26 protein-coding genes are annotated in these 23,148 nt (G+C 49.3%); 13 read left to right on the forward strand and 13 right to left on the reverse strand.

The genetic code is table 11. The features are described 5' to 3' along the window. Positions 1–23 precede the first annotated feature (23 nt). The gene (locus EZJ49_RS07315; RefSeq protein ID WP_262555543.1) at positions 24–638 is read left to right on the forward strand and encodes a response regulator transcription factor; all 615 of its coding nucleotides are present in this window, start codon (positions 24–26) and stop codon (positions 636–638) included. A gap of 62 nt (positions 639–700) precedes the next feature. On the opposite strand, the gene EZJ49_RS07320 is transcribed toward EZJ49_RS07315, so the two are convergent. Then, positions 701–1,234 (reverse strand): YceI family protein, encoded by a 534-nt coding sequence (locus EZJ49_RS07320; RefSeq protein WP_262555545.1) that lies wholly within the window; start codon positions 1,232–1,234, stop codon positions 701–703. 149 nt (positions 1,235–1,383) lie between these two features. Between EZJ49_RS07320 and EZJ49_RS07325 the strand changes: the two genes are divergently transcribed. Beyond that, the gene (locus EZJ49_RS07325; RefSeq protein WP_262555547.1) at positions 1,384–1,689 is read left to right on the forward strand and encodes a GNAT family N-acetyltransferase; all 306 of its coding nucleotides are present in this window, start codon (positions 1,384–1,386) and stop codon (positions 1,687–1,689) included. Beyond that, on the forward strand, positions 1,679–2,779 hold the full coding sequence (locus EZJ49_RS07330; RefSeq protein WP_262555549.1) for a 2-methylaconitate cis-trans isomerase PrpF family protein: 1,101 nt from the start codon (positions 1,679–1,681) through the stop codon (positions 2,777–2,779). Before EZJ49_RS07325 ends, EZJ49_RS07330 begins: the two co-directional genes overlap by 11 nt. Positions 2,780–2,782: 3 nt before the next feature. On the opposite strand, the gene EZJ49_RS07335 is transcribed toward EZJ49_RS07330, so the two are convergent. After that, positions 2,783–3,274 carry a hypothetical protein gene (locus EZJ49_RS07335; protein WP_262555551.1) on the reverse strand — a complete coding sequence of 164 codons (492 nt, stop codon included), beginning with the start codon at positions 3,272–3,274 and terminating at the stop codon, positions 2,783–2,785. 118 nt (positions 3,275–3,392) lie between these two features. On the opposite strand from EZJ49_RS07335, the gene EZJ49_RS07340 reads away from it, so the two are divergent. The 3 genes from EZJ49_RS07340 to EZJ49_RS07350 all read left to right on the forward strand — a co-directional run bounded on the left by EZJ49_RS07340 (position 3,393) and on the right by EZJ49_RS07350 (position 7,969). Then, positions 3,393–5,090 carry an NAD-dependent malic enzyme gene (locus EZJ49_RS07340; protein ID WP_262555553.1) on the forward strand — a complete coding sequence of 566 codons (1,698 nt, stop codon included), beginning with the start codon at positions 3,393–3,395 and terminating at the stop codon, positions 5,088–5,090. 75 nt (positions 5,091–5,165) lie between these two features. After that, positions 5,166–7,064, forward strand: a complete 1,899-nt coding sequence (locus EZJ49_RS07345; RefSeq protein WP_262555554.1) for a sensor histidine kinase — start codon at positions 5,166–5,168, stop codon at positions 7,062–7,064. Further along, positions 7,061–7,969, forward strand: a complete 909-nt coding sequence (locus EZJ49_RS07350) for a hypothetical protein (protein ID WP_262555555.1) — start codon at positions 7,061–7,063, stop codon at positions 7,967–7,969. The genes EZJ49_RS07345 and EZJ49_RS07350 overlap by 4 nt, the downstream gene beginning before the upstream one ends. Here the strand turns inward: EZJ49_RS07350 and EZJ49_RS07355 are convergent. Both EZJ49_RS07355 and EZJ49_RS07360 read right to left on the reverse strand, forming a co-directional pair. Next, a complete protein-coding gene (locus tag EZJ49_RS07355; protein WP_262555557.1) occupies positions 7,966–8,442 on the reverse strand; it encodes a methylated-DNA--[protein]-cysteine S-methyltransferase in 477 nt (158 codons plus the stop codon). The genes EZJ49_RS07350 and EZJ49_RS07355 overlap by 4 nt on opposite strands. Beyond that, entirely contained in the window at positions 8,423–9,895 is a 1,473-nt protein-coding gene (locus EZJ49_RS07360) for a DNA-3-methyladenine glycosylase 2 family protein (protein WP_262555559.1), read from the reverse strand. The genes EZJ49_RS07355 and EZJ49_RS07360 overlap by 20 nt, the downstream gene beginning before the upstream one ends. Before the next feature lie 305 nt (positions 9,896–10,200). On the opposite strand from EZJ49_RS07360, the gene EZJ49_RS07365 reads away from it, so the two are divergent. The 5 genes from EZJ49_RS07365 (at position 10,201) to EZJ49_RS07385 (ending at position 14,058) form a co-directional block, all read left to right on the forward strand. Continuing rightward, entirely contained in the window at positions 10,201–10,935 is a 735-nt protein-coding gene (locus EZJ49_RS07365) for a methionine ABC transporter ATP-binding protein (protein WP_262555561.1), read from the forward strand. Further along, entirely contained in the window at positions 10,932–11,594 is a 663-nt protein-coding gene (locus EZJ49_RS07370; protein WP_262555563.1) for a methionine ABC transporter permease, read from the forward strand. Before EZJ49_RS07365 ends, EZJ49_RS07370 begins: the two co-directional genes overlap by 4 nt. Before the next feature lie 10 nt (positions 11,595–11,604). Further along, a complete protein-coding gene (locus EZJ49_RS07375) occupies positions 11,605–12,396 on the forward strand; it encodes a MetQ/NlpA family ABC transporter substrate-binding protein (RefSeq protein ID WP_262555564.1) in 792 nt (263 codons plus the stop codon). Between the two features lie 92 nt (positions 12,397–12,488). Further along, the gene (locus EZJ49_RS07380; protein ID WP_262555565.1) at positions 12,489–13,097 is read left to right on the forward strand and encodes an HdeD family acid-resistance protein; all 609 of its coding nucleotides are present in this window, start codon (positions 12,489–12,491) and stop codon (positions 13,095–13,097) included. A 163-nt stretch (positions 13,098–13,260) separates the two neighbouring features. Further along, a complete protein-coding gene (locus tag EZJ49_RS07385; RefSeq protein ID WP_262555567.1) occupies positions 13,261–14,058 on the forward strand; it encodes a trypsin-like serine peptidase in 798 nt (265 codons plus the stop codon). A 40-nt stretch (positions 14,059–14,098) separates the two neighbouring features. Here EZJ49_RS07385 and EZJ49_RS07390 read toward each other — a convergent pair whose 3' ends face one another. Continuing rightward, the gene (locus EZJ49_RS07390; protein WP_262555570.1) at positions 14,099–14,611 is read right to left on the reverse strand and encodes a hypothetical protein; all 513 of its coding nucleotides are present in this window, start codon (positions 14,609–14,611) and stop codon (positions 14,099–14,101) included. Positions 14,612–14,858: 247 nt separating this feature from the next. Here EZJ49_RS07390 and EZJ49_RS07395 point away from each other — a divergent pair, with 247 nt between their 5' ends. Both EZJ49_RS07395 and infA read left to right on the forward strand, forming a co-directional pair. Beyond that, a complete protein-coding gene (locus EZJ49_RS07395) occupies positions 14,859–15,959 on the forward strand; it encodes a CapA family protein (protein WP_262555572.1) in 1,101 nt (366 codons plus the stop codon). Between the two features lie 215 nt (positions 15,960–16,174). After that, entirely contained in the window at positions 16,175–16,396 is a 222-nt protein-coding gene (infA, locus tag EZJ49_RS07400) for a translation initiation factor IF-1 (RefSeq protein WP_262555574.1), read from the forward strand. A gap of 9 nt (positions 16,397–16,405) precedes the next feature. Here infA and EZJ49_RS07405 read toward each other — a convergent pair whose 3' ends face one another. The 8 genes from EZJ49_RS07405 to EZJ49_RS07440 all read right to left on the reverse strand — a co-directional run bounded on the left by EZJ49_RS07405 (position 16,406) and on the right by EZJ49_RS07440 (position 23,129). Further along, the gene (locus EZJ49_RS07405; RefSeq protein ID WP_262555575.1) at positions 16,406–16,942 is read right to left on the reverse strand and encodes a hypothetical protein; all 537 of its coding nucleotides are present in this window, start codon (positions 16,940–16,942) and stop codon (positions 16,406–16,408) included. After that, complete coding sequence (locus tag EZJ49_RS07410) at positions 16,921–17,736, reverse strand: metallophosphoesterase family protein (RefSeq protein WP_262555576.1); 816 nt, start codon at positions 17,734–17,736, stop codon at positions 16,921–16,923. The genes EZJ49_RS07405 and EZJ49_RS07410 overlap by 22 nt, the downstream gene beginning before the upstream one ends. After that, positions 17,733–18,707, reverse strand: coding sequence for a hypothetical protein (locus tag EZJ49_RS07415; protein ID WP_262555578.1), 975 nt, complete (start codon positions 18,705–18,707; stop codon positions 17,733–17,735). Before EZJ49_RS07415 ends, EZJ49_RS07410 begins: the two co-directional genes overlap by 4 nt. 82 nt (positions 18,708–18,789) lie before the next feature. Next, the gene (locus tag EZJ49_RS07420) at positions 18,790–19,359 is read right to left on the reverse strand and encodes a DUF2239 family protein (protein ID WP_262555580.1); all 570 of its coding nucleotides are present in this window, start codon (positions 19,357–19,359) and stop codon (positions 18,790–18,792) included. Next, a complete protein-coding gene (locus tag EZJ49_RS07425; protein WP_262555582.1) occupies positions 19,356–20,582 on the reverse strand; it encodes an MFS transporter in 1,227 nt (408 codons plus the stop codon). Before EZJ49_RS07425 ends, EZJ49_RS07420 begins: the two co-directional genes overlap by 4 nt. A gap of 121 nt (positions 20,583–20,703) precedes the next feature. Further along, positions 20,704–21,555 (reverse strand): radical SAM/SPASM domain-containing protein, encoded by an 852-nt coding sequence (locus EZJ49_RS07430; protein ID WP_262555584.1) that lies wholly within the window; start codon positions 21,553–21,555, stop codon positions 20,704–20,706. Between the two features lie 64 nt (positions 21,556–21,619). Then, on the reverse strand, positions 21,620–22,336 hold the full coding sequence (locus EZJ49_RS07435) for an alpha/beta fold hydrolase (RefSeq protein ID WP_262555586.1): 717 nt from the start codon (positions 22,334–22,336) through the stop codon (positions 21,620–21,622). A gap of 1 nt (position 22,337) precedes the next feature. Beyond that, positions 22,338–23,129 carry an alpha/beta fold hydrolase gene (locus EZJ49_RS07440; protein ID WP_262555588.1) on the reverse strand — a complete coding sequence of 264 codons (792 nt, stop codon included), beginning with the start codon at positions 23,127–23,129 and terminating at the stop codon, positions 22,338–22,340. Positions 23,130–23,148 lie beyond the last annotated feature (19 nt).

Consider the following 23,148-nt stretch of genomic DNA (forward strand, 5'->3'; position numbering starts at 1 on the left):
ATGTTCGAGTTATGTCAGAGAATATGAAAGCTTCGTTTTTTATTGTGGATGATCACCCTGTAACCCGACATGGGTTGCGAGTGTCCCTGGAGTCTTTGTCGAATGAAATGGTCTGCCGTGGTGAAGCGGGCAGTGCGGAAGAAGCACTGAGTTTCTTTGAAAGCAGCACTGTGGATTTTGTGGTTCTGGATCATGCGTTGCCGGGAAAATCCGGTTTGGATCTGGTCACGGAACTTCGTCAAAAAGCGCCTTACGTGCGCGTGGTTTTGCTGACCCAATGTGATGATGCCGGAGTGCTGGCGCAGTATCAGAAGCTGGGTGTGCGTGTGATGATGGCCAAGACTTCCGCCAGTGAAGTTCTGAAAGAGGCTGTTCAGCATCTGTTGAACGAGCGCACTTATATCTGCCCGGTGATGCGAAAGCTTTTGGAAGAGCCTCGTCTGACCTCGGTGCTGACTCCGCGGGAAATTGAAGTCATTCGCATGATTGCCCAGGGAAAAACCAATAAGGAAGTGGCTTTGGCTTTGGGATGTTCCGAGCATACGATCAAAACACACAAGACCAATGTGATGAGAAAGCTGAACCTTTCCAATGCCGTTGAAATCAGTGTTTGGGCTTTGAAGCGTAATCTGGCCTAAAAGCAAAAGGCGGAAAGAACTTTGTCAGCTCTTTCCGCCATAACATTTTCAAACTTATCTGTTTAAACCTTCTTGGCGAATTGCAAATCCAAAGAAATCGCCACATCGTCACCGACCAGAACCCCACCGGCTTCCAGTGTGGCATTCCAGCTTAAACCGAAATCCTTGCGTTTAATTTTGGTGGTCGCTGAGAAACCGATTTTGATATTGCCATAGGGATCTTTCATTTCCGCGGAAGGTCCCTCGACAGCCAGAACCACTTCTTTGGTGATGCCATGAATGGTCAAGTCTCCGGTGACTTTCAGGTCATCGCCATCGCGTTCCACTTTTGACGATTTGAAGTTCAACGTCGGATATTTTTCAACATCAAAGAAGTCAGCACTTTTTAAATGCGTGTCACGCTGGACTTCCCGGGTGTTGATACTGGCAGCATCAATCACGGCCTCGATAGAGGACTTCGTGACATCAGCAGAGTCCAGCAGCAGGGTGCCGGAGAGTTTTTCAAAGCCGCCATGAACTTTGGCGATCATCATGTGTTTGATGGAAAAGTTTGCGCTGGAGTGAGCCGAGTCGATTGTGAAAGTTGCCTGAGCCATAAATTCCTCCTGTGGGAAGTGTTGTTTATGGGTCTATGCTGCCATGGTCTTGATTGTTGCGTAAGGGCACATTAATGCAATATATTGTTGCAAAAATGGTGCTAATCAAACCCACTGACTCAAGATAAGATCAGATTATCGGAGGACCTATGAAAATCGAGAATATTCTTAATGAGAAATTCACAGTGCAGGTGACCGGCGGAGAGGCTCGTTTGAAATATCGTCGTGGCCCGGAGAACTCTTTGGATCTTTATTCCACGCAAGTGCCACCCGAAGCCCGGGGACAGAACATTGCTGAAAAGCTGGTGCTGGAGGCTTTGCAGTTTGCCAAGGATGAAGGTGTGAAAGTGATTCCCACATGTCCATATGTGCATCGCTGGTTTGAAAAGCATCCCGAGGAAGCCTGGCGTTTGTTAAAGCCTCTTTCCGAAACGAGTCCGACACATGGCTCTTAAGTCACTGCCTGCTGTCTATATGAGAGGCGGCACCAGTCGGGCTCTGGTTTTTAGAAAAGAGGATCTGCCTGCGGACCCTAAGCTGTGGGACGGAATTTTTCTGTCTGCCTTGGGCAGTCCGGATGCTTATGGACGTCAGTTGGATGGCATGGGCGGCGGCATTTCATCTTTGTCGAAGGTTTGTGTGTTGTCACCGTCACAGCGTGATGATGCCGATGTGGACTACACATTTGCGCAAGTGTCCGTGCATGAAAGCAATGTGGATTATAAAGGCAACTGTGGCAACATCAGTTCAGTCGTGGGGCCTTTTGCCTTGGCGCAGGGCTGGTGTCAGGCCCCGGGCGCAGAAGCCTGCGTGCGTATCTTTAACACCAATACACGAAAAATCATTCATGCCTATTTCCCGGCACAAGGGAATCAGCCGGTCTATGATGGTGATCTGCAAATTCCCGGTGTTTCCGGAACTGGTGCCGCCATTCGTTTGGAATTTCAAAATCCCGGCGGGGCCACCACAGGGCATTTGTTTCCCACAAAAGAAAAAACAAATCGTCTGATGTATCTGGGAAAGGAAATTGAGGCTTCATTGGTGGATGCCGCTAATCCGGTGGTTTTCGTGCGCGCGGCGGATGTGGGCGTTTCCGGATTTGAATCTCCGGAAGAACTTTCCGCACACAAAGAGGTGCTGGCCGGACTGGATGAGCTTCGTCGTCAGGCGGCAGTGGCCATGGGGCTTGCGGCGGATCTGGACGTGGCAAAAAATCTGGTGTCGGTTCCTTATGTTGGACTGGTCAGTCCGTCGCTGGATGGCACTGCAAGTTTTAACATGCGCGTGATCGCCGGAGGACAGCCGCACAAGGCCTTGCCTTTGACAGTGTCCCTGTGTGCCGCGGTAGCGTCGCAGATTCCCGGGACTGTAGTCGCAGGACTGGCGAAAGCAGGCTCGGAAGAAATTCATATTTCAATGCCGTCGGGAATTTTAACTTTAAGCGCACGCGTGCAGGAACGGAATGGTCAGTGGGAGGCCGTGGGTGGAAGCTTCTTCCGAACAGCCCGCCCTCTGTTTGCAGGAACCGTGTTTTACCGGGAATAGTTCTTAGCGGTTTTTACGAGTCACGCGCAGGGCGTGCTGCATGCCAAACTCATACACCTGGTCTGGCGACAGACCGGGATCATTGCGATAGATCCAGTCCGGATAATACTGCACATAGTGAGTGCCCGCGAAAGTCATGGGTTGCGGTTCCATGTTCAAGGCAATTCCCACCAGTTTTGAACAGTAGGTTTTGTTGTTGTTCCAGATAAATTTGTAATCAAAAGGCAGCCCCATTTGGGACATCAGGGCCTGTTCGTTCACCAAAGAATCAGAAATTTCAATTTGAATGTGACCCAGGTTTCCACCCAAGTGTGCGATCGGCAGGCGGCGTCCCCCGGCACGGGTGTCGGCCTCATAAGCATACCCTTTGTATTCCAGGATCACATGGAACAGGGGCTGAGGAACATTCGGATTGCTGTAAAAGTGCAGAACGGCGGCAAAGCTGTTAACAGAGAAAAGTAGAGCGGAGATGAGGATAAAAAGACACTTTTTCATGCCCAATCCAATAGACCTGTGTCTGCGCTTTGGCAAGAACTAAGACGCCCCGGGCTCTGTCTTGCTTAAGATGAAAGCTAGGAGTAGGTTCAGGCCATCATCCCAAAAGGAAAGCATTGTGGAAACAGATAATAAATACAATCGCCCGGTCTATATCCCTTACTCCGGAACGGTGCTGTTAGAAATGTCTCTTCTGAATAAAGGAACGGCCTTTTCCGAGGAAGAACGCAGTCACCTGAATCTGCATGGCCTGGTGCCACAGACAATCGAAACCATCGAAGAACAAGCCGAGCGTGTGTATTCCCAGTATCGTCTTTTAAAGTCCGACATCGACAAACACGTTTATCTGCGCAACTTGCAGGACACTAACGAAACTCTGTTCTATCATCTGGTGGTTAATCATCTGAATGAGATGATGCCGATCATCTACACGCCGGTGGTGGGTGAGGCGTGTGAACACTTCTCTGAAATCTATCGTGCTTCACGCGGTTTGTTTATTTCCTATCCCAACAAAGACCGCATTGATGAAATGCTTAGAAACGTCACCAAACAAAAAGTGAAAGTGATCGTCGTCACGGACGGGGAGCGCATTCTGGGACTGGGTGATCAGGGGATCGGTGGGATGGGAATTCCCATTGGGAAGCTTTCTTTGTACACGGCCTGTGGCGGGATCAGTCCGGCATACACTCTGCCGCTGGTTTTGGATGTGGGCACGAACAATCAGCAGTTGTTGAACGATCCGCTCTACATGGGCTGGCGTCATCCGCGCATCACAGGGCAGGAATACGAAGACTTCGTGGAAGCTTTTGTACAGGCGGTGAAGCGTCGCTGGCCGAACGTGCTTTTGCAGTTCGAGGACTTTGCACAGAAAAATGCGTCGCCTGTTTTACGCAAGTATCGCGATGAAATATGTTGTTTTAACGATGACATTCAGGGAACAGCCTCGGTGACCTTGGGAAGTCTGATTGCTGCCAGCCGTGCGGCCGGGGGCAAATTGCGGGACCAGCGTGTGGTTTTCCTGGGCGCAGGATCAGCGGGTTGCGGAATTGCTGAACAGATTGTGGCGCAGATGAAGCTGGAAGGGCTCAGTGACGGTGACGCTCGCGCGCGCATTTACATGGTGGATCGTTACGGTCTTTTGACTGACAGAATGCCCAACCTTTTGGATTTCCAGACAGCGCTGGTGCAAAAGCATCAGAACATCGCACACTGGCAGACGCAAGGGGAGGAAATCTCTTTGCTGGACACAGTTCGCAATGCTCATCCCACGGTGTTGATCGGGGTTTCTGCTCAACCGGGACTTTTCACTGAAGAAATCATTCGTACCATGCACGAACACTGCACGCATCCCATAGTGATGCCGCTTTCCAATCCCACTTCGCGAGTGGAGGCTGTCCCTGCCGATATCATTCGCTGGACAGATGGGGCGGCCTTGGTGGCGACGGGCAGTCCCTTTGTGCCGGTTCATCACGGGGACAAGGTTTATCCGATTGCCCAGTGTAATAACTCGTACATTTTCCCGGGAATCGGGTTGGGGGTTTTGGCCTCTGAGGCTCGCCGGGTGACGGATTCCATGTTGATGGCGGCCAGTGCGGCCTTGGCGGATTGTTCTCCGCTGGCGCAGAATGGGTCAGGAGCTTTGTTGCCGGATTTGCGCGACATTGAAAAAGTCTCTCGCTTGATTGCTTTTAAAGTTGGTAAGGCGGCGCAGGCCGATGATGTGGCCTTGAAAACCACGGACGAAGAACTGCTCAGTGCGATTGATAAGAACTACTGGTATCCCATCTATCGCACCTATCGACATGCGTCTTCTTAGTCAGGGCAGGTGGACTCAAACTTCAGCGGGACGAAGTCTTGACTGTCATTTGCAGCCCACCTGATAATCGAGGCCATGACAAAACTGGGTGCCTTTGGATCTTTTCTGTATTGGGCCTGTCTTCTGTTTTCCTTCTCTGAAGCCAGAGCTGCGGATATCACACCGCAAGTTCGCTGGGGTGAAGCCCCGGCTTCACTTCGTGATCCTTTACAGGTTCATTATATTCACTCCGACCAAAATGAGATCAATCGCGGTTACACTCCGCTGACTCAATGGATGCGCATTGATCTGCGCAACGACGAACAGCACGCGGTGGAAAAACTGCTGTTGTTTGATTCCCCACTGGTGGGACGGTTGCATCTCTATCAGGGCGGACGTTTACAGGAAGAACCCTTGGTTTCGGGGCCGGGCTATCCCTTGCAGCAGCGTCAGTATCCCGCGCGGCTGGGGGCCTTTTTACTAAAGCTTGAACCAGAGCAGGAAGTCCGTTTCTATGTACAGCGGGATGTCCATCATGCTTTGAACACCCGGGTGTTTTTGCAAACCCAGGAAGAAGCCGCCAGTGATGAGGCTCAGGCCAAGATGATTTTCTATTTCTATCTGGGCGGGATTTTTTCGCTGGTGATTTACAACCTGTTGCTGGGCTTGGTTACGCATCAGAAGGACTATCTGAGCTATTCATTGTTTGCAGCCAGCTTTGGGGTTACAGCTCTGGTCTTGCACGGGGTGGTGGACACTTACATTTGGCCGAATGCTCCGGTGGTGATTTCCAATTATCTGATGTTCTTTTCCTCTTTGACATTGTTTGCAGCCAGTTTTTTCGTCGGCAGCTTTTTAAGCATCAAAAAAGATTTCGCCGTGGGCTACTGGGGTGTTCGTCTGTTCCAGTGTTTGGCTGGAGTGACGATGGTGGCCAGCTTCTTTGCTCCGGATCAGCGCGGGCTGTTCTTTTTTGGATATTGGATTGATATTTCGATTGCCGCTGCAATTGTGTTTTTTATTTTCTGCGGCTTTTACAGTCTGTACCGACAGGGCAACCTTCTTGCGCGGTATTTTCTTTTCAGCTGGCTGGTGGTGTTGCTGGGAACCTCGGTGTGGCTGGCCTCTTTTCACGGATTGGTTCGTAACAATGCCTGGACTCAATACTCGCTGCTGTTGGCAAATTTGGGCGAAATGCTGATTCTGTCTTTGGGACTGGCTTACAAGATCAAAGTTTTAAACGAAGAAAAAATGCGGGCGCAGCAGGCGGCAGAGGATAAAGAGCGCTATCATCGCTTGGTGCGTGTGCTTTCGCATGACGTGGCCAATACGGTGTCGGGTTTAATCTATCACTCTGAAATGTTGCAGGAGTTCTGTCCGGGGGAAGCGGAACAACTACATCTGGGGCGCATTACAAAATCCATCGAGCAGCTCAATGGTATTTTGCGCTCGGTTCGACAGGAAGAGGTTTTTCAGAGCAACCGGGCTCATTTGGATTTGCAGGCCGTGGAATTAAGCCCGGCATGTTGGGAAGCCTTAAACCATTATTCCTGGCAGATTCAGGAAAAAGGACTTTCCATTCATGTTGAAGTGCCTACGGGCATTTATGTCCGTGCCGATCGGGCGGCATTGATTAACCAGGTGCTTTCCAATTTGCTTTCAAATTGCATCAAGTTCAGTGAATCGGGCTGTTGTATTTCTTTGCTGATGTCGGAAAGAATGGACTCGCTGGTGCTGACGGTTCAGGATCAGGGTATTGGTATTCTTGAAGAAGAACTGGCGCATCTTTTCAAAGGGACACATCTGTTTTCCCGCACGGGAACCGCCAATGAAAAGGGATCGGGAATGGGAACGGCTTTGGTAATGGAGTATATGAAGCTTTTTGGTGGTTCGATAGAGATTCAGTCCGTTCACCGCAGTCAAGGTTCTCAGTCCGGTACGAAAGTGCATTTGGTTTTTCCACGGCACGAGCAGACAAGAAAGGTTCAGTCATGAAAATCAGCCGACTGCTGGAACAGCATCAAAAATTCGCAGACCAGGGGCTTGTCACCAGTTTTGGGGATGGCTATTTGGTGCAACACAATCGCTTTTATCGCAGCATTCGGCAGGCGGCGCTTGGTTATGGCTTTACCTTCAGCAATCAGCGCAACGAATTCTATGAGGCCTTTCCTCTTTTGCAATTGGAAGAACTTTTGGAAGACAGGACGTTGCCGTATGTGAATAACGTCAGTGTTTTTACCAAACTGTCCAAGTCCCAGTTGGAAGCTCTGACCTGGGATGATCTTGAAGGCAATTTAAAAAAGAACTACGTTTTTCACGAAGCCAGTCATGCTGTGGTTCGTGCTTTAGCCGTTCAGCACTTTGGCACGCCCTCGGGGCCGGGAACCTCTTTGGATTCCCAGCGTGACTATGTACTGGGTATGCTGCTTGAGGAATCCTGTGCCAACGCCTGCGAACTGTTGGGGGTGGCTGAGGCCTCAGACTCCATTCACCGCATGTTCTATGAAATGAATTCTTATGTGTGTGAATTTGAAAGCAGGTCTTATCTTCACAAGGCCCTGGATGAATGGGGTGTGGGACCGGTCAGCAAGTTTCTGGTGCTGGCCTATTTGCATGCAAATTTTTTGCGTGAACAGTTTGAAGACCATGATATGAGTCAGATGCTAAGCCTGTCCGGTTTGAAAAATCTTGATTCCCGGCAGATCAAGTCCTTAAGAGCGCTGGCCAAAGTTGTATTTAATTTAAGCGAACGCTTCCGCTATCAAACGACGAGTTTTCACCTGCGTCTGGCCGGAGTTTCAACCCCGTTGGAGGATCTGGTGGACTTTCCATTTATGGAAGCGCTGAAAAGGAAGGCTCATCTGGAATCTTTCCTAAACGACTGGGCAGCACTGTTTTAAGTGCGTCCTTGCTCCAGCTGTAGAAGCTGACTTTTGATTTTAAGGCCTCCTGAATACCCGCCCAGTCCGCCATCGGTATTGATAACCCGGTGGCAGGGGACGACGATGCAGACGGGATTTTTTCCGTTGGCGGTGCCCACGGCACGGCTGGCCTGGGGACTTCCCAAGACAGTGGCCAGTTGTTTGTAGGACGTGGTTTTGCCATAGGGAATTTTTAGCAGCTCTTTCCAGACCTTCTTTTGAAACTCAGTGCCTTTCAGATCCAAAGGAAGGTCAAACTTTCTGCGCTGGCCTTGCAGATATTCCTGCAGCTGAGATTCGGTTTGACGTAGAATTTTTCCTTCCGGGCTTTGTGGGTTTTCCAGCATCGGAATCTTGGACTTAGTCCAGAAGATGCTTTGCAGGCCGGAAGGGGATGCCACCAGATATAAATCCCCCAAGTGTGTTTTGATTTTAAGTTGTGCTTTTGTCATGGGATCGGCCTTTCTTTTTAACAGATTTTTTCTTGGTCAGGGTGTGGGCGTAGTTACGCCAGAATAACGCCGCGACATAGCCCCGCCACGGGCTGAGTTCTTTCAGTTTCAGCTTGTGATGTTTTTCCAGGGCCCGGGCCAGAATCAAATCGGTGGCCGGGAAGGTGTCTGTGTGGCGCAAAACTTTTAACGCCATATAATGAGCCGTCCACGGTCCGATACCACGAATGTTCTGGATGTCTTTCAGGAACTGATCCACATCCTGTGTGGGTTGCAGGGAAATTTTCTTTTCAGCCAGTGCTTTTGAAAATTCCCGTAATGTCTGCTTGCGGATCGTGGTGGTTTTTAGGGATTGCAGATCACAAGCCAAAATATCCTGGGCGGTGGGAAACAGTTTGATCCGCGTGTTATTTAAAATAAAGCCGCTGTCTTTTCCTGCCAGCTCGATCAGATCTGCGACCAGGGCCCGTCCTCGTTCCACACTGACCAGTTGCCCCAGAATAGCCGAGATCGCGACTTCAAAGGGGTCCCAGCCCGAGGGCAGACGAATGCCAGGATAGATTTGCAGCATCTTTTTCAGTTCTTTGTCTGATTCCAGGCAATTGGCAACAATCACCGGATCTGAATCCAGATCAAATAAATTACGTACACGGGAAATGATCGAATGAATCATCGATGTGTCAGGAAAATCAATTTCCAGCATGAGGGAGGATCGTGCAGGATCGTCGGAAATGGTGACCGTGCCGACTTTGCCGTCGATGGCAATCACGCGGATCATTTTATCTTCTAAGAACCATTCCAGTGAACCGACGCGATGATTTTTGTAAGAGTTCAAAAGTCCGGCAAAATCAAAAGGCGGGCGGTAAGCCAGTGTCACGCAAAGTCCGTCACTCACTTCACTCTTCTGGCGGCGCAGGTCCCGCGGGGCTTTTTTGAATCGGTCCTTAAAGGAATCATTAAAGCGCCGGATGGAATCAAAGCCTGCGGCAAAGGCCACCTCGGTGACCGGAAGTGATGTTTCCACGATCAGCTTACGGGCCAGATTCAGGCGATTTTCAAAAGAAAGCTGTTTTGGCGTCTTGCCGATTTCGTCAATGAACAAGCGACGCAAGTGGCGTGCGCTAACACCAAACAGGGCCGCGAAATCATCTTCGTTAAACTCCAGAGTTTCCTGTGAGTTCAGAACCTTCACGGCCCGTTGAACCACTGCGGATTTTCCAACCCATGCCGGGGATTGGGGGGCGCTTTCGGGACGGCAGCGCAGACAGGGTCGGTATCCTGCTTTTTCCGCCTCCAGATGGGAATTAAAGAATTCCACATTTTCTTTCTTCGGTTTGGCCGGACAGATGGGGCGACAATAGATCCCGGTGGTTTTGACGCCGACAAAGAACTTGCCGTCAAAACGGTGATCCCGGGCTTTCATGGCTTCATAATAGATGTCGCTCTTTTTCATGGACTTAGTATAGCTCTTTTTTTGGAAAAAAGTGGCCATTTTCGGACATAATCATTTTGAGTGAATTTCACTTGTCCGCAAAATCAAAAAATCAAGAATACCTTCCATTTTAAGACAGACCGGTCTGGTCGGTTGACAGCTCCGGGGGCTTGCAGTAGCTTTGCGTTAGGAAACTATGTTTCACGCCGATTTGAGTGCAGCTTGCGGGCGGAAAAAACAGCTAAAGCGTTAAGGTCTTTTTCTTTTTTTCCTGCTATAGCTGCTCTTAAGAACCGGTCGTTCACAGCGTGATCGCTTTGAGGGTTATGGTTAGAATTGAATCAATATCAAAAAAATTTCTCGAACACGGCCAGGTGATTCAGGCTTTGCAAGACGTCAGCTTTCACGTGCAGCGTGGGCAGATTTATGGACTGATCGGGCATTCCGGAGCCGGAAAATCCACGGCCTTAAGAGCCATCAATTTGCTGGAGCGCCCGGATTCAGGACAGGTCCTTTTCAATGGCGAAAATATTTTAACGAAATCCCCGGAAGAACTTCGGCATCTGCGCCAAAAAATTGGCATGATCTTTCAGCACTTCAATCTGCTGGCAAATCGCACAGTCAGCGAAAATATTGCATTACCCCTGGAAATTGCCGGGTGGAAGAAAGAGGACATCTACAAACGAGTCATCGAGTGTCTGGAATTGGTGCACCTGACTGACAAAGCCCAGGCCTATCCAGCCAAGCTGTCCGGCGGGCAGAAGCAACGCGTGGCCATTGCCCGCAGTATCGCCAACCATCCGCAGGTTCTTCTGGCGGATGAACCAACCAGTGCTCTGGACCCGTTGACCAAAGGGGAAATTCTGAACTGTCTGGCCGAACTGAATCAGAAGCTGGGATTGACGATTGTGATTGCCTCCCACGAAATGAAAGTGATTCGTAAGTTATGCCATCGTGTGACCCTTTTCCGTGGCGGCAGGACCGAAGAAACTCTGGATGTCGTGAACGGACAGATTCACCCACAAAGCGCCTACGGAAAAATCTTCGTGGAGGATCTATGATTGAAAGCTTTATTTCCTTTTGGCCCGAACTGTGGAAGGCATTGCAGGAAACTTTGATCATGCTGGCCGTGGGACTAAGCGCCTCGACGGTTTTTGGCGGAGCCATTGGTGTTTTCCTTTATCTATGGAGCGAAGAACGACTGCTAAAAAGCCCCAAGCTGCGTTTTATCGTGGGCGGTCTGGTCAATGTGGTGCGTTCTTTCCCCTTTGTGATTTTGATGATTGCGGCTGGCCCCTTGGCGCGTTTGATTGCCGGCACCACCATCGGTCCGGTGGCGGCATCGGTGCCTTTGTCCATTGCCGGGATTGCGTATTTCTCGCGTCTGGTGGAACTGTCCCTGATGGATGTTTCCAAAGGAACAGTGGAAGCCGCGCAGTCGATGGGGGCTTCTTTGCGCAAGATCGTTTTCAGTGTCCTGTTAGTGGAAGCGCGTCCCTCATTGATTCTGGGGTTTACGTCACTGTGTATTAGCTATCTGTCTTATTCTGCCGCGGCCGGGGTTATTGGCGGTGGCGGGTTGGGGGACCTGGCGGTTCGTTATGGTTACTATCGTTTTCAAACCGAGATCATGGTGGCAACGGTGGTGGGCTTGATCTTGTTTGTGCAGCTAATTCAAAGCACCGGAAATTACTTTTCCCGAAAAATGGATAAAAGATAGGAAAGCGAAAATGAAAAAAATTATTTTATTGGCGATGATTCTGACATGGTCCGTGTCCGGTCAGGGGCAAACCAAACCCGTTGAAAAAGTTATTGGTGCGACCGTGGGTGATTTCGCTGATCTGGTGCGAGAGCATTTAAAACCGGCGTTGGAAAAAAAGAACTACAAAATCAAAGTGGTGGAATTTACGGATTACGTTCAGCCCAATATTGCATTGGCGGATGGGGCATTGGACCTGAATATCTTCCAGCACAAACCGTACTTGGACCAATTTGCGAAAGAAAAAGGACTGGCGTTGCAAGTGGTGGCTCAGGTTCCCACAGCCCCCTTGGGGATATACGCTGGCAAAATCGCAAACCTGAATGGTGTGAAAAGCGGCAGCACGGTGGCAGTGCCAAATGATCCAACGAATCTGGCGCGTGCGTTGGTGATCTTGCGTGACCTGGGCTGGGTGGAACTGCCGGAAAAAATGGATGCGTTCAAGGTGGCTCCGCAGGACATCAAAAAGAATCTTAAGAATATCAAAATCATTCAGCTGGAGGCTGCACAACTGCCGCGGGCCCGTCAGGATGTGGACTTTGCAATTATCAATGGAAACTACGTGGTCAGTTCCGGTTTGTCGCTGACGACAGCGTTGGCAGTTGAAAAAAGTGACAGCTATGTCAACTGGGCGGTGGCACGCACGGCGGATGTGAACTCTGCTTTTGTCAAAGCAGTCCAAGAAGTTCTGGCCTCGGCAGAATTCCAGACTTATGCGAAAAAACGTTTCCCGGGCTATAAATATCCTTCCAACTGGAAATAGCCGACAGCCAGCAGGTCTGGTGTTAAGATACTCACATACCCCTGTGACGGGGATTGATATAGTAGGACCATCTACAACAACGGGAGGTCCTCATGAAACCGTCAAATCGCATGATCTTTCTGGGAAGCATCCTGCTTCTGCTGGGGGTTGTGGCTGTGACTTTTGCCGGGGCGACCACTTTGGCGTCCGTGGTCTTCTTGGGTGCTGTCTTGTGTGTCGCAGGCATTTTTGAAATTGTCTATGGCATTCAAGGGCGCAAGGAAGGGGAGCTTTGGCCTCATTTGGGGCTGGGGATTCTGGCTTTGGCGTGTTCGTTTCTTATTGCACGAAACCCGATTGAAAATACTTTGGGGCTGACTTTATTGATCAGCTTTCTTTTGCTGGCCTCCGGTCTGACCAAAATGATCGGAGCTTTAAGCGAACGTTCCCTGGGCTGGGGTTGGCTTGCTGCCAGTGGTGTGATGTCATTTGTGCTCGGTGGTATCGTACTGCTGACTTTTCCGGTGTCGGCCTTCTGGACTATCGGAACTTTTGTGGGCGTCGATTTGATTCTGGCGGGATTAAGTTTTATCGGTATGGGGGTGTCCTTGAAAAAAGTCCGTCGTAATCTTGATGCCGCCACAAACAAAAACTGGGAGCAAAGAACTTACCGGGCCGCCCGGGAAAGAGAACAGGACCGCGATTCCCAATTGCATCCTTAACAGAGCCTTCATTACAAAGCTGTTTTCTTTTTTCAAGGAAACAGCTTTGTTCGAAAATTCCCTTCGATCAAAGCCGCGTCTTATTGTTGCACTCCCTGTTTTCTTCTAGACAAAATTTCTGCGCAAAATAATCTTTGCAAAATTTTTTGCGGAGGTTTTGATAATGAAAGTTCTTAATGTGGTTCTGGGATTGTTACTGGCCGCGGGTGTTGCGCAGGCGGAAATCTGCGGTAAGACGGATGATCGTGTCCCGTCGTTTGATGCGAAGGTGGGCCGACTGGTTAAAGAAGGCGCGCAGTCAGGCTGTGGTGCCACGCTGATCGGACCCAGCTGTGTGATCACGATTGGTGAATGTGCGCAGGATCGTGATTTGGTGGAATTTAATGTTCCGGCATCTGTGGCGGGGATTTCCCAGGCATCTGCTTCTGAAGATGTTTATTACGTTGATAAAAGTAAAACAGTTTTCAAGCGTGGTGGCATCGGCAGTCAGTGGGCTGTGTTGCATTTGTATCCCAACAAAGTGACACAGAAGAATGCAGGTGATGTTCAGGGCTTCTATCGTCTGGCGGAAAAGAAATCTCAGAATGGCGATCCGATCCGCGTTGTTCAGTATGCTTATGCCTTGAACGATCTTTATGACATTCGTCAGGGCACAATTCCAGCCAGTAAGTATCCTGAAACCATGCATTTTGCCCAGCAGGTGTCTTACGGGAAATTGGTTAAGGCCGGGATCTTCCTGATTCCGGAAATCATCGAACACGATGCGGACACCTCTTACGGCAGTTGGGGTGCCCCGGTGATCAATGAAAAGACCAACGAGGTGGTCGGTATTAACACACACGGCGGCTGTAGAGCTGAGTACATGGTAAAAGCAGGGGCTCGCTACACAAACTCTGGAACATCCGTGACCGGTGCCAAGGAATTCAAAAAAGCCATTGCGGCCTGCCTGTCTGGAAAATAAGCAAAAAAAGAGCAGACTTTAAGGGTCTGCTCTTTTGAATTTAAAATTTGCAGTTGTAATACTTTGGTTTTTCCCCGCCGCGAACGGTGAATTGCAGAATCGTGGCATCTTTGGTTTTTTGCAGGAAGACCTTTTGTTCGGTAACGACATTCTGAACACTGTCTGCCGGATCATAACTTGGCTCGTAGAAGAAAATGCCTTTGATCAAAGTGGTGTTGTCGTGGCCCTGATAGAATTTGGTATAGGCATAATAACCCTGTTCCGGATTGCGACCCACTTGTTCGATCATTTCGGTGTCTTCCTGAAACAGAAGAGGACTGATGAATTTATCAGAAGGTCTGCGACCCATGGAAACATCATAGTTTAGGACATTGTTTTCTTCTGTGATGGTGAGTTTGCAATAACCGTCCTGAGACGTCAGAGTCAGCTTGCCGGAAAATGCCGGAAAGTATGTTTTTGTCACCGCAGCCAGATCCAGTTTTTCTCCCGCTGACGCAGGCAGCGCCAGGGTCATGGCAACAAAAACAGCGGAAAAAACACCAGGCAAATTCATGAAGACTCCCTTACTTTTGGATCTATTTATGACCTGCTTTTAGAGGGTTCCGGAATATCTTGTCAAGGAATGGGGACGCCAATGAAGTTATGACTGACAAATTGGGGCATTGTCCATTTGTAAGGCTATAAAGGCCCCTTCAGAGCTTCTATAATGCGATTCAGGGGGCATAACCCTTGAATCCTAAAGTGGGATGGGCAAGAGATATTTTCACCTCCTTACTTTTATGCTGTTAAGCTTTCATCAGATGGCATCGGCCGATGTGGTTCTGACGATGGGTGGCGACGTTAATTTCAACAAAAACCGCAATGCCGTCTATGCCGATGGAGTGCAATACGGGGCAGACCGAATCTCGTGGAAATCCTTTACCCAGAATCTGAAGTCACTGATTAACGGTGATCTGAACTTTGCCAACATTGAAACGGTGGTGTCGTCCACCAACGATCTTTCTGATGAAGATAAAAAGTTTGCTTTTAAAAGCCACCCGAATGCTGTTCAGAATCTGATCGACCTGGGATTTAATCTTTTCAATCTCGCAAACAATCACACTTACGACTATGGTCATCCCGGGATTCATCAAACCGCCCTGGAAATGTCAGAGCTGCGCAGGCAGAATCCCCGCATTGCGTATCATGGGGTGGGGTATCGTCAGGATCTGATCAAGCCTTTGGAATTTGAGCTGAACGGAATTCGTTTCGCCTTTGCCACAGCCTCTATCGGGGACCCGCAATTCCAGGCTCGCAACGATCGTCCGGGGATGTTGTTCATCCGTGATGATCGTGACTATCAGCAACTGGTGCAGAACTTTGCCAAAAGCAAGGCTGACTTTAAGATATTGTCCATTCACTTCGGCACGGAAGGAAAAACAGAATTGGACCCCGGTCAGCGCACACGTTTTGAGTATGCCTTGAAGCACGGCGGGGTGAATCTGATTATTGGTCATCATCCCCATGTCATTCGTCCGATTCAGAAAAAAGGTGACGGGATGATTTTCTACAGTTTGGGAAATTACCTGATGCTGGGATCTGCGGATATCACCAAAAAATTGGATATCAACACGGACTGGGGCATGTTCTCTCGTTTATATTTGGAACGCGACCCTTACACGGGTAAAGTAAAAATTGACGCTGTGGAAGTCATTCCTTTGACGAACACTCATGCGCGTGTGGCGCCAATGCCGGGTATGAAATCAGCTCAAAGAATTTCGGGATTGAATGCCTTGTCAGAGATGCAATTGGGTGCAGAGGCTTTCCGTTTGAACGTCGATTCCTTGACAGGACGCGGGATTTTTTGCGCTTCGGACATGAACTCCGTGCGTGCGAAAACTGTGTGCTCCTCTCGTTTCTAATGTGTCATTGGTCCTGAGAGTCAGATCATAATCTTTGCTAGAGCTGCGGTGTTCGAGTTGAGCACCGTGTTTAATATTAAGTTCAAATATGTCCTTTAGGCATATCTATATCTGTTTCCCTGTGTTCTACTATTTTCAGTTCGTCGTTCACACACTTCATTAGATACCCTTTTGTCTTCTGCGAATGACCCCTGGCTTTTTAAGGAGGCAAAAGCATGGCTAAAGATGATCTGGTTATGATTGATGGAAAAGTTTCGGATCTTTCAGGCGGCGGAGTTTATTTTATTACGCTGGAAAATGGAGTCGATATTCGTGCTCGCCTGTGTGGAAAAATGAAGAAGTTCAAAATTAAGGTTGTGGTCGGTGACCGTGTCACTGTCGGCGTCTCTCCTTACGATCCAACACACGGTCTTATCACACATCGTTTTAAGGCATAATTTTTCGTTTTAGAATAAGTACTGCAAAGACAGACCTGAAGAAATATAATACTGCAAGTCTCTCTTTGAGTTGTTAAATGTGGCAATCACACCGTTATCAAAGACACGAATATAGTACCCCAGTCCCACGCGGGAAGGCATAAAGGTCAGCGTCGATCCGAACTCCACACCGTATCTTAGCGCCGTTTCGTCATAATAATCCGCATAAGGGTATTTGTCCGGGGATTTCAGGAAGTATTTCTGGTTGTTCATGGCATAGACTAAAAACACCCCGAACTGCAACGGTCGCCAGTGATGTCCAAAGAAGTCCGCCTGCCAGTGAGAATAGCGATAGATCAAATTGGATTGATAGAAGTCTTCACCTTCAATTTGATAATTTCCCAATAAATAACTGACAGCATGTTCCGGGGACCATTCATAGCTGGCACCAATGGCGTATTTTCCCATGAAGCCGGCCCGTTCAAACAGCGCGCGCCAGTCGGCAGCCTGAGTGTGCAGGCCTGCAAAGATAAGGATAAGAAAGATTACGGCTTTAAGGTTTCGCACGTGCTCTCCTTCGTATCCATGCGTTTTACGCAGAAGTTATTGCCGGTGATTTCCACCAACAACCAGTGGGCATTTCCCGGGGCCTCCACGCGCCCACATTGCATCATCACGGTTCCATTATCCATGATCAGATTATAAACGTGATTGTGTCCGTTAAAAATAACCTTCACCTTGCTGTTGGTGATGACATCATTCAACAGGGCTGCATCTGTATCGAAAAAACGATCCGGATCGCGCAACTGCACATGAGAGAAAATCAGCACTGGCAGGGTGGAGCTGGTGACGGCGTCTTTCAGCCAGGCGGGTTTGAAGTCATCCGGTGTTTCCAGATTATTGGAGTTAAAGAAAATAAACCGGTAACCATCGGATTCAAAATAAAAGTTGGTTGGTCCAAAGGCTTTGCGGAACAATTGGGGACCGGCACCGATGGCGTCATGATTTCCCAAGGCCATGATCGTGGGTGGTTTAATGTGTTCGACGGCATCAATGAACTGATCGTATTCCAGATTGTAACCGGAATTTGTGAAGTCGCCCAGATTTGCGACAAAATCAATGTCCTTGGTCTGATTGATCGCGTAGGTGGCTTTGTCCAGTTCCTTGTAGTTTTGGTGGGAATCAGAAAAAACCGCGATACGCAGAACACTATCTGCACCGACATTTGCAATACGTGAAGTGGCTAGTGCATTCAGGCCACGTTCAGGGCGCAACAACTGATCAGAAAACGGGGAGTCCACAAACGGCGCGCAGGAGCTTAAGAGTTGAAAGCCCGCAAGGGCCAGCAAGATCTTTTTCATAGACGGAACTCCATCCCCAGGCGGCCAAAGAAGTCATTGTCAATTCGGGTCATTTTGGAATTCGGGGAATAAACCACTTCAGTTTCATAAAGATGTCGTTCAAAGGCATATCCCAGACCGAAAACCACCCCCGTGGTGGTGGTCACGTTTTTACGTATTTGTCCGGAGATGGAAACCTCCTGAAAGTACAGGCGATCATTGTCATCCACACGGGCACTGTGCAGATAAGAGTGTAAAGTCATACCCAGAACGATCTTACCGACAAAATCATCGGGCAGATTTTTTTCCAGTTCCACGCGGCTTCCGAAAGGTGTCAGGTGGAATAAAACTTTACGGGTTTCCGGCTGACCCCAGCGTAGTTGCAGGAACGGGAATCCGAAGACCGCGCGGAAGTCGGTTTCCGGTTCATAGATCACACCGACATAAGGAAAGATCCGGCCATTTTCGATGCCGCGATTTTGCGAACGATCCACAGCGATCAGCCAGCGGTGATTTTCGATAAGATGGGATTGATAAATAACAGTGCCATCCACCCAGGTGTCACGATCCGCCTCGAAAGGTGCCTCGCTGGCCGTGGTGTAAGAACCAAAGAAGCTTATGGAGCTGCCGTTTGCAAAATCTTTTTTGGCCCCCAATCCGATGCTTTGGGTTAGTAGCGCATTGTTCAGGAAAACAGATTCTTTCCCCAGTTGATATTCCGCCCGGCCCAGAGAAAGACTTTCATCAGATGCATCCAGTGAAACACTCCAGCCGTTGTCCCGGTATAAGGGAATGCGCACCTCGCCCTGAAGCAGGCGAATCGGAGATGATTTGTAACTGTAGGGAGATGACCAAAGATCGGATCTGAAATCAAAAATAAATCTAAGATTGCGATCTTCCACAGTGGGAATTGTTCCCAAAGGGGCGGCCTGACTGAAGGACACCGGGGTTAACTGACACAGAAGAAAAAGAAAGAAGAGTTTTTTAAACACACTGAATTGTTATTTCTCTACCGGGGGTAGTCAACAACAACTAGGTGCGCTGAGCGCTGTGCGCAGCGCACCTTTCACAGATTTAAAATGCACTTTGAGCAAGCTTTGCCGTGTGTTTTTTAATGTCACCCGGCCATGCTGCAATCATCTTTTCAAACTTCTTTTCATCCCCGGCATACAGGGCGCGCAAAGCCTCTTCATAGTCCGGAAGGTCCCCGGCCATGGCGTGCATGAACTTGTAAGTGGCTTCCTGAGCCTGACGAAGTTGATCCTTATGGGCATTTTTCTTCTTGGCCTCTTCGATCAGCTTGCGCAATGTGACGGATGCGCCGCCGGGTTGCAAAGCCAGCCATTCCCAATGTTGTGGTAGCAGGGTGACCTCTTTGGAAACCACTCCCAGTTTGGGGCGGCCCGGGCCGGATTTTTTTTCTTCGGGCTCCAACACTTTTTCCAGTCTGCGGGTGACGGCATCCATAGTGCCACGCAGATCCAGCTCGATCTGCGCACTGGTGGCGTCATCAAAGATCAGAATATTGGCTTTGTGATCATTCAGAAAGTTTTTAACTTTCAAAGCCACTTCCTGAATGTCGCCTGTTGCGATGATTTTCTCATTGGCAAAGGCCGTGCATGGACGATTTGTTTGGGGAATCATACGGACTCCTTTCTGGCGGCTTTCAGGTTTTCAACCGCACGATTGATATAGAACATCATTCCTAAAATCAGCAGGCCCAGGCCCACCATGATGTAGCCAATCACTTCAAAGTGACGGATCAGGCCTGAGCTTTCCTGAACCACGATGGCTCCGGCAATAATGGCCCCCAAGCCGCCAGCCAATTGTTGCAGGGATGAACTGACCGACATGAAGGACCCGCGATTGGCCGGGGACGGAATCGCCGACATCAAAGTCTGTGAAGGAATCATGCGTGAGAAAATTCCCACGAACATTGCCACGTTCACGACAATCACCATCCATAGCGGGGTGAGCCCCAGATGAGTGTAAACCATCACCATCACGGAGCTGACCAGAGTGCCGAAGAAAAAGACTTTCATGCCTCCGTAGGTGTCACTGGCTTTTCCGATCAAGGGGCCGATCATGATAGAGGCAAGACCGGTGATCATGTAAATAACCGGCAGCTTTTCCATCGCAATACCGAGGTTGTTCACGGTAAAGGCGCTGGCAAAAGGCATGATCATGAAGCCACCAATGGACAACAATGCGGTGGCCACGAACGGCAGAATATACTGACGGTCGGTCAGTGTATGCCACAAATGCAGGTAAGCTTTTTTATCTGTTTGCAAAGCCAGATGTCCGGTCAGTGGTTGCAGATAGCGCCAGATGAAGATTCCGGCAATGGCACTGACGGCGACAATCATTAAAAACGGAGCATGCCATCCCCACAGCGTGGAAAGATACAGCCCAATGGGAAGTCCCAGAACCTGACTTGCGGCGAAGGCCGTCTGCATAAAGCCCATAACCCGTCCACGTTGCTCCAGCGGGAAAATATCGGTCATGATTGCAAATGAAATAGAGCCGATCACGCCCCCAAAGATGCCAGTCACAATTCGGGCCGTCAGTAGCAGGCCAAAATTCGGTGCCAGCGCACAGAACAAAGTGCCCAGAACGAATCCGCCATAGAAAAACAGCAATAATTTTTTCCGGTCAAAACGGTCAGCAAAACCGGCGGTCAGCATACTGGATACAGCGGCACTGATGGCGTAAGCGGAAACCACCGTGCCGAACTGGGAGGCGGTGATTTTCAAAGCGGGCATCAATAAAGCCCCCAGCGGGGACAGAATCATAAAATCCAGAATGATGGTAAATTGTAAGAACGCCAGCAGGGCGATGACGAACTTTTGGTAGCCTGTAAACTTCATAACGGGGCCTTCCTTCTTTAAAAGAATATTACCCGGATAAAATAGAAAGTCAATATCACCCGGGTAATATTATTAAAAAAGACCGGTTTTTCTTTTGGCCAACTGTTTGGGAGCGCAATCATTACTTGAAGCGCGTGATATAATTGCAACGCTGGCAAAGGCTTTCGGTCAGAAGGTTGTTTTTAAAACCGTTCAGAATTTTCTGTGAACGTTCATTGTTCAAGATGGATTCGATGGAGTCCTCCTGAATCCGGCCCAGAGGAATCTTGCCCTCCTTGTCCAGACAGCACGGTACAACCGTGCCATCGGCCAGAACACCAAAATGACTGCTCAGCCCATAGCATGTCCCGCGTTCTCCCAGCAAAGGCAGATCCAGTGCAGGCCATGTGAATTCGGTATCAAAATGCAGGTGCAGGCGGTTTTTAATTCTCACACTTTTTTGCCTGCGAACATCAATGTTTTCATTAAAGGCAAAATCAAAATGCGCGCAAATACGATCCAGCATGGAACGGTTTTGCAGGCCCACGCCCAAGGGTTCATCCAAATTCCACAGACGGTAGTTGATATACAGGTCCGGACGCTCAGAAAAGGCCCGTTCGGTGAAACGGAAAATTTTATTCAGATAAACGGTCGGGTCTTTCTCGCCGTAATTATCGTGAAAGCTGTGCAGGGAAAAATTGATCTGACGAATTGTCGAATCAAGAAGCAGGTCTTCCTTCATCTCGTTCATCAGGACACCGTTGGTTACGAAGAAAACCGGGACCTGATGTTCTTTGCAGATATTGATAAACTCGGCCAGTCGGGGGTGAACCAGCGGATCGCCCATGAGATGCAAGGTCACCTGATCTGTCAGGGGGGCGACCTGTTCGATCACGGACCGGAAGACCTCGGGGCTCATCATTTTCTTTTCGCGCTCTACCGGAGGACAGAAACTGCACTGCAAATTGCAGATATTGCTGATCTCGATGTTCACTTTGTTAAATCGACGCTTTTGTCTGATGATTTACCTCGCCCGTGGCCCTAGATAACACCGGAAATCAGGAATAAGCAAGCAGTGCCCGGTTTAAAATTTGTGCAAGTTCGGCGGGTTTTTCCAACGGAACGTAATGCCCGCATTCATCAATAATATGCAGTTTGGCCTGTGGTACCTGCTGATGCAGGGATTCGATTTGCTTCAGTGGAACGACCCGGTCGTCCCTGCCAGCCACCAGCAGAATCGGACAGGAAAGCTGAGCCAGCTCGGCCCCCAGATCTTTCCGGTCCAAGGTGGCCATCATCTGGTTCAGATACATTTCTGAAGTGTATCCTGCGCTCATGTCGATGATGGTATTGGTGACATGGGCCTTGCTTAAAGAATTCGGATGCAGAAAGCGGGACAGTTCTTTTTCATTCATGCCGCGATACTGGAATTTCCCCAGCATCTCTTTCATATTCAGGCGCCATTGCCTTTCGCGCTCGCTTAAAGGGCCGACATTTACGGCGATCAGCGCCAGATGTTGCAGCCTTTCGGGGTATTGGGTGGCAAAAAGTTCCGCCACGTAACCGCCCATGGAAAAACCGATCAGATTAAAGCGTGGATAGGGAAGTTGGATTAGCAGATTTAGCATGTCCTGCAGATCTTTGCAGTCTTTGAAGTGCAAAGACACGAAAGGCCCCGGGGCCGTAAGCTGGGAAATGGTGTCAGCCCACACGCGTTCGTCACAAAGAAAGCCCGGAAGAAATACAGTGGGTAGCAGGTCTTGTGAAGTGGTCATGTTAGAGGTCTCCATAGAATCGTGAACAAAGTTTCAAGATCTCTTCCGTTTTTTCCCGGTGGGGGACATGCCCGCAATCGGGCAGAATATGCATTTCTGACGGACCCTTTGTCAGGCGATGAATCATTTCGGGGAATTGGAAGGAACCATACTCGTCCTTGTCGCCGTGAATGGCCATTAAGGGACATTGAACCAGTGGCAGTTGATCTTTCAGGCTCCAAACGGAAAAATTCGGTGACAGCCACACTTTGATCCACGCATCCAATACCCAACGAGCTTTATCACCATGATACTTTTCAAGACGAGCCATCATCTTGGGATCTTTGAAATCAACTTCAGCTTTGCTGATACCTTCACGGGTGCGATCTTCCACAAAAGCTTGTGCGGATTCAGTGATAATTCCGTGACAACGGCGAGGCAGGGCGCCTGCTGTCACCACGGACATGGCACCCCCGACACTGTGGCCGAAAAGCAGGAACTTTTCTATGTTCAGGGCATCCAGGATGGCGGGCAGATGGATTTTGCCTTCTTCAGAGATAAAATGGATAGATGGCAGCTCGTTGCGGGCTGATGACCTTCCAAACCCCCAGCGGTCATAGGAAACCACCACACATCCTGTCTTTTCTGCTAAAAGGCTGGGGAAATCCCTCCATGTATCAGTGCAACCCAAGGAATCATGCAGAAGTATGATGGGTATTTCTTTCAGAATATTGCGCGGGGTCCATGTTTTGACATAGATCGTGGCACTCTGAAGAGAAACAAACTGCTCGGTAGTGTTGAGTGCAGAGCTCATTAGAAAAATCCTTTCGTGC

Source organism: Bdellovibrio bacteriovorus (assembly GCF_025558485.1).
Taxonomy (GTDB): domain Bacteria; phylum Bdellovibrionota; class Bdellovibrionia; order Bdellovibrionales; family Bdellovibrionaceae; genus Bdellovibrio; species Bdellovibrio bacteriovorus_G.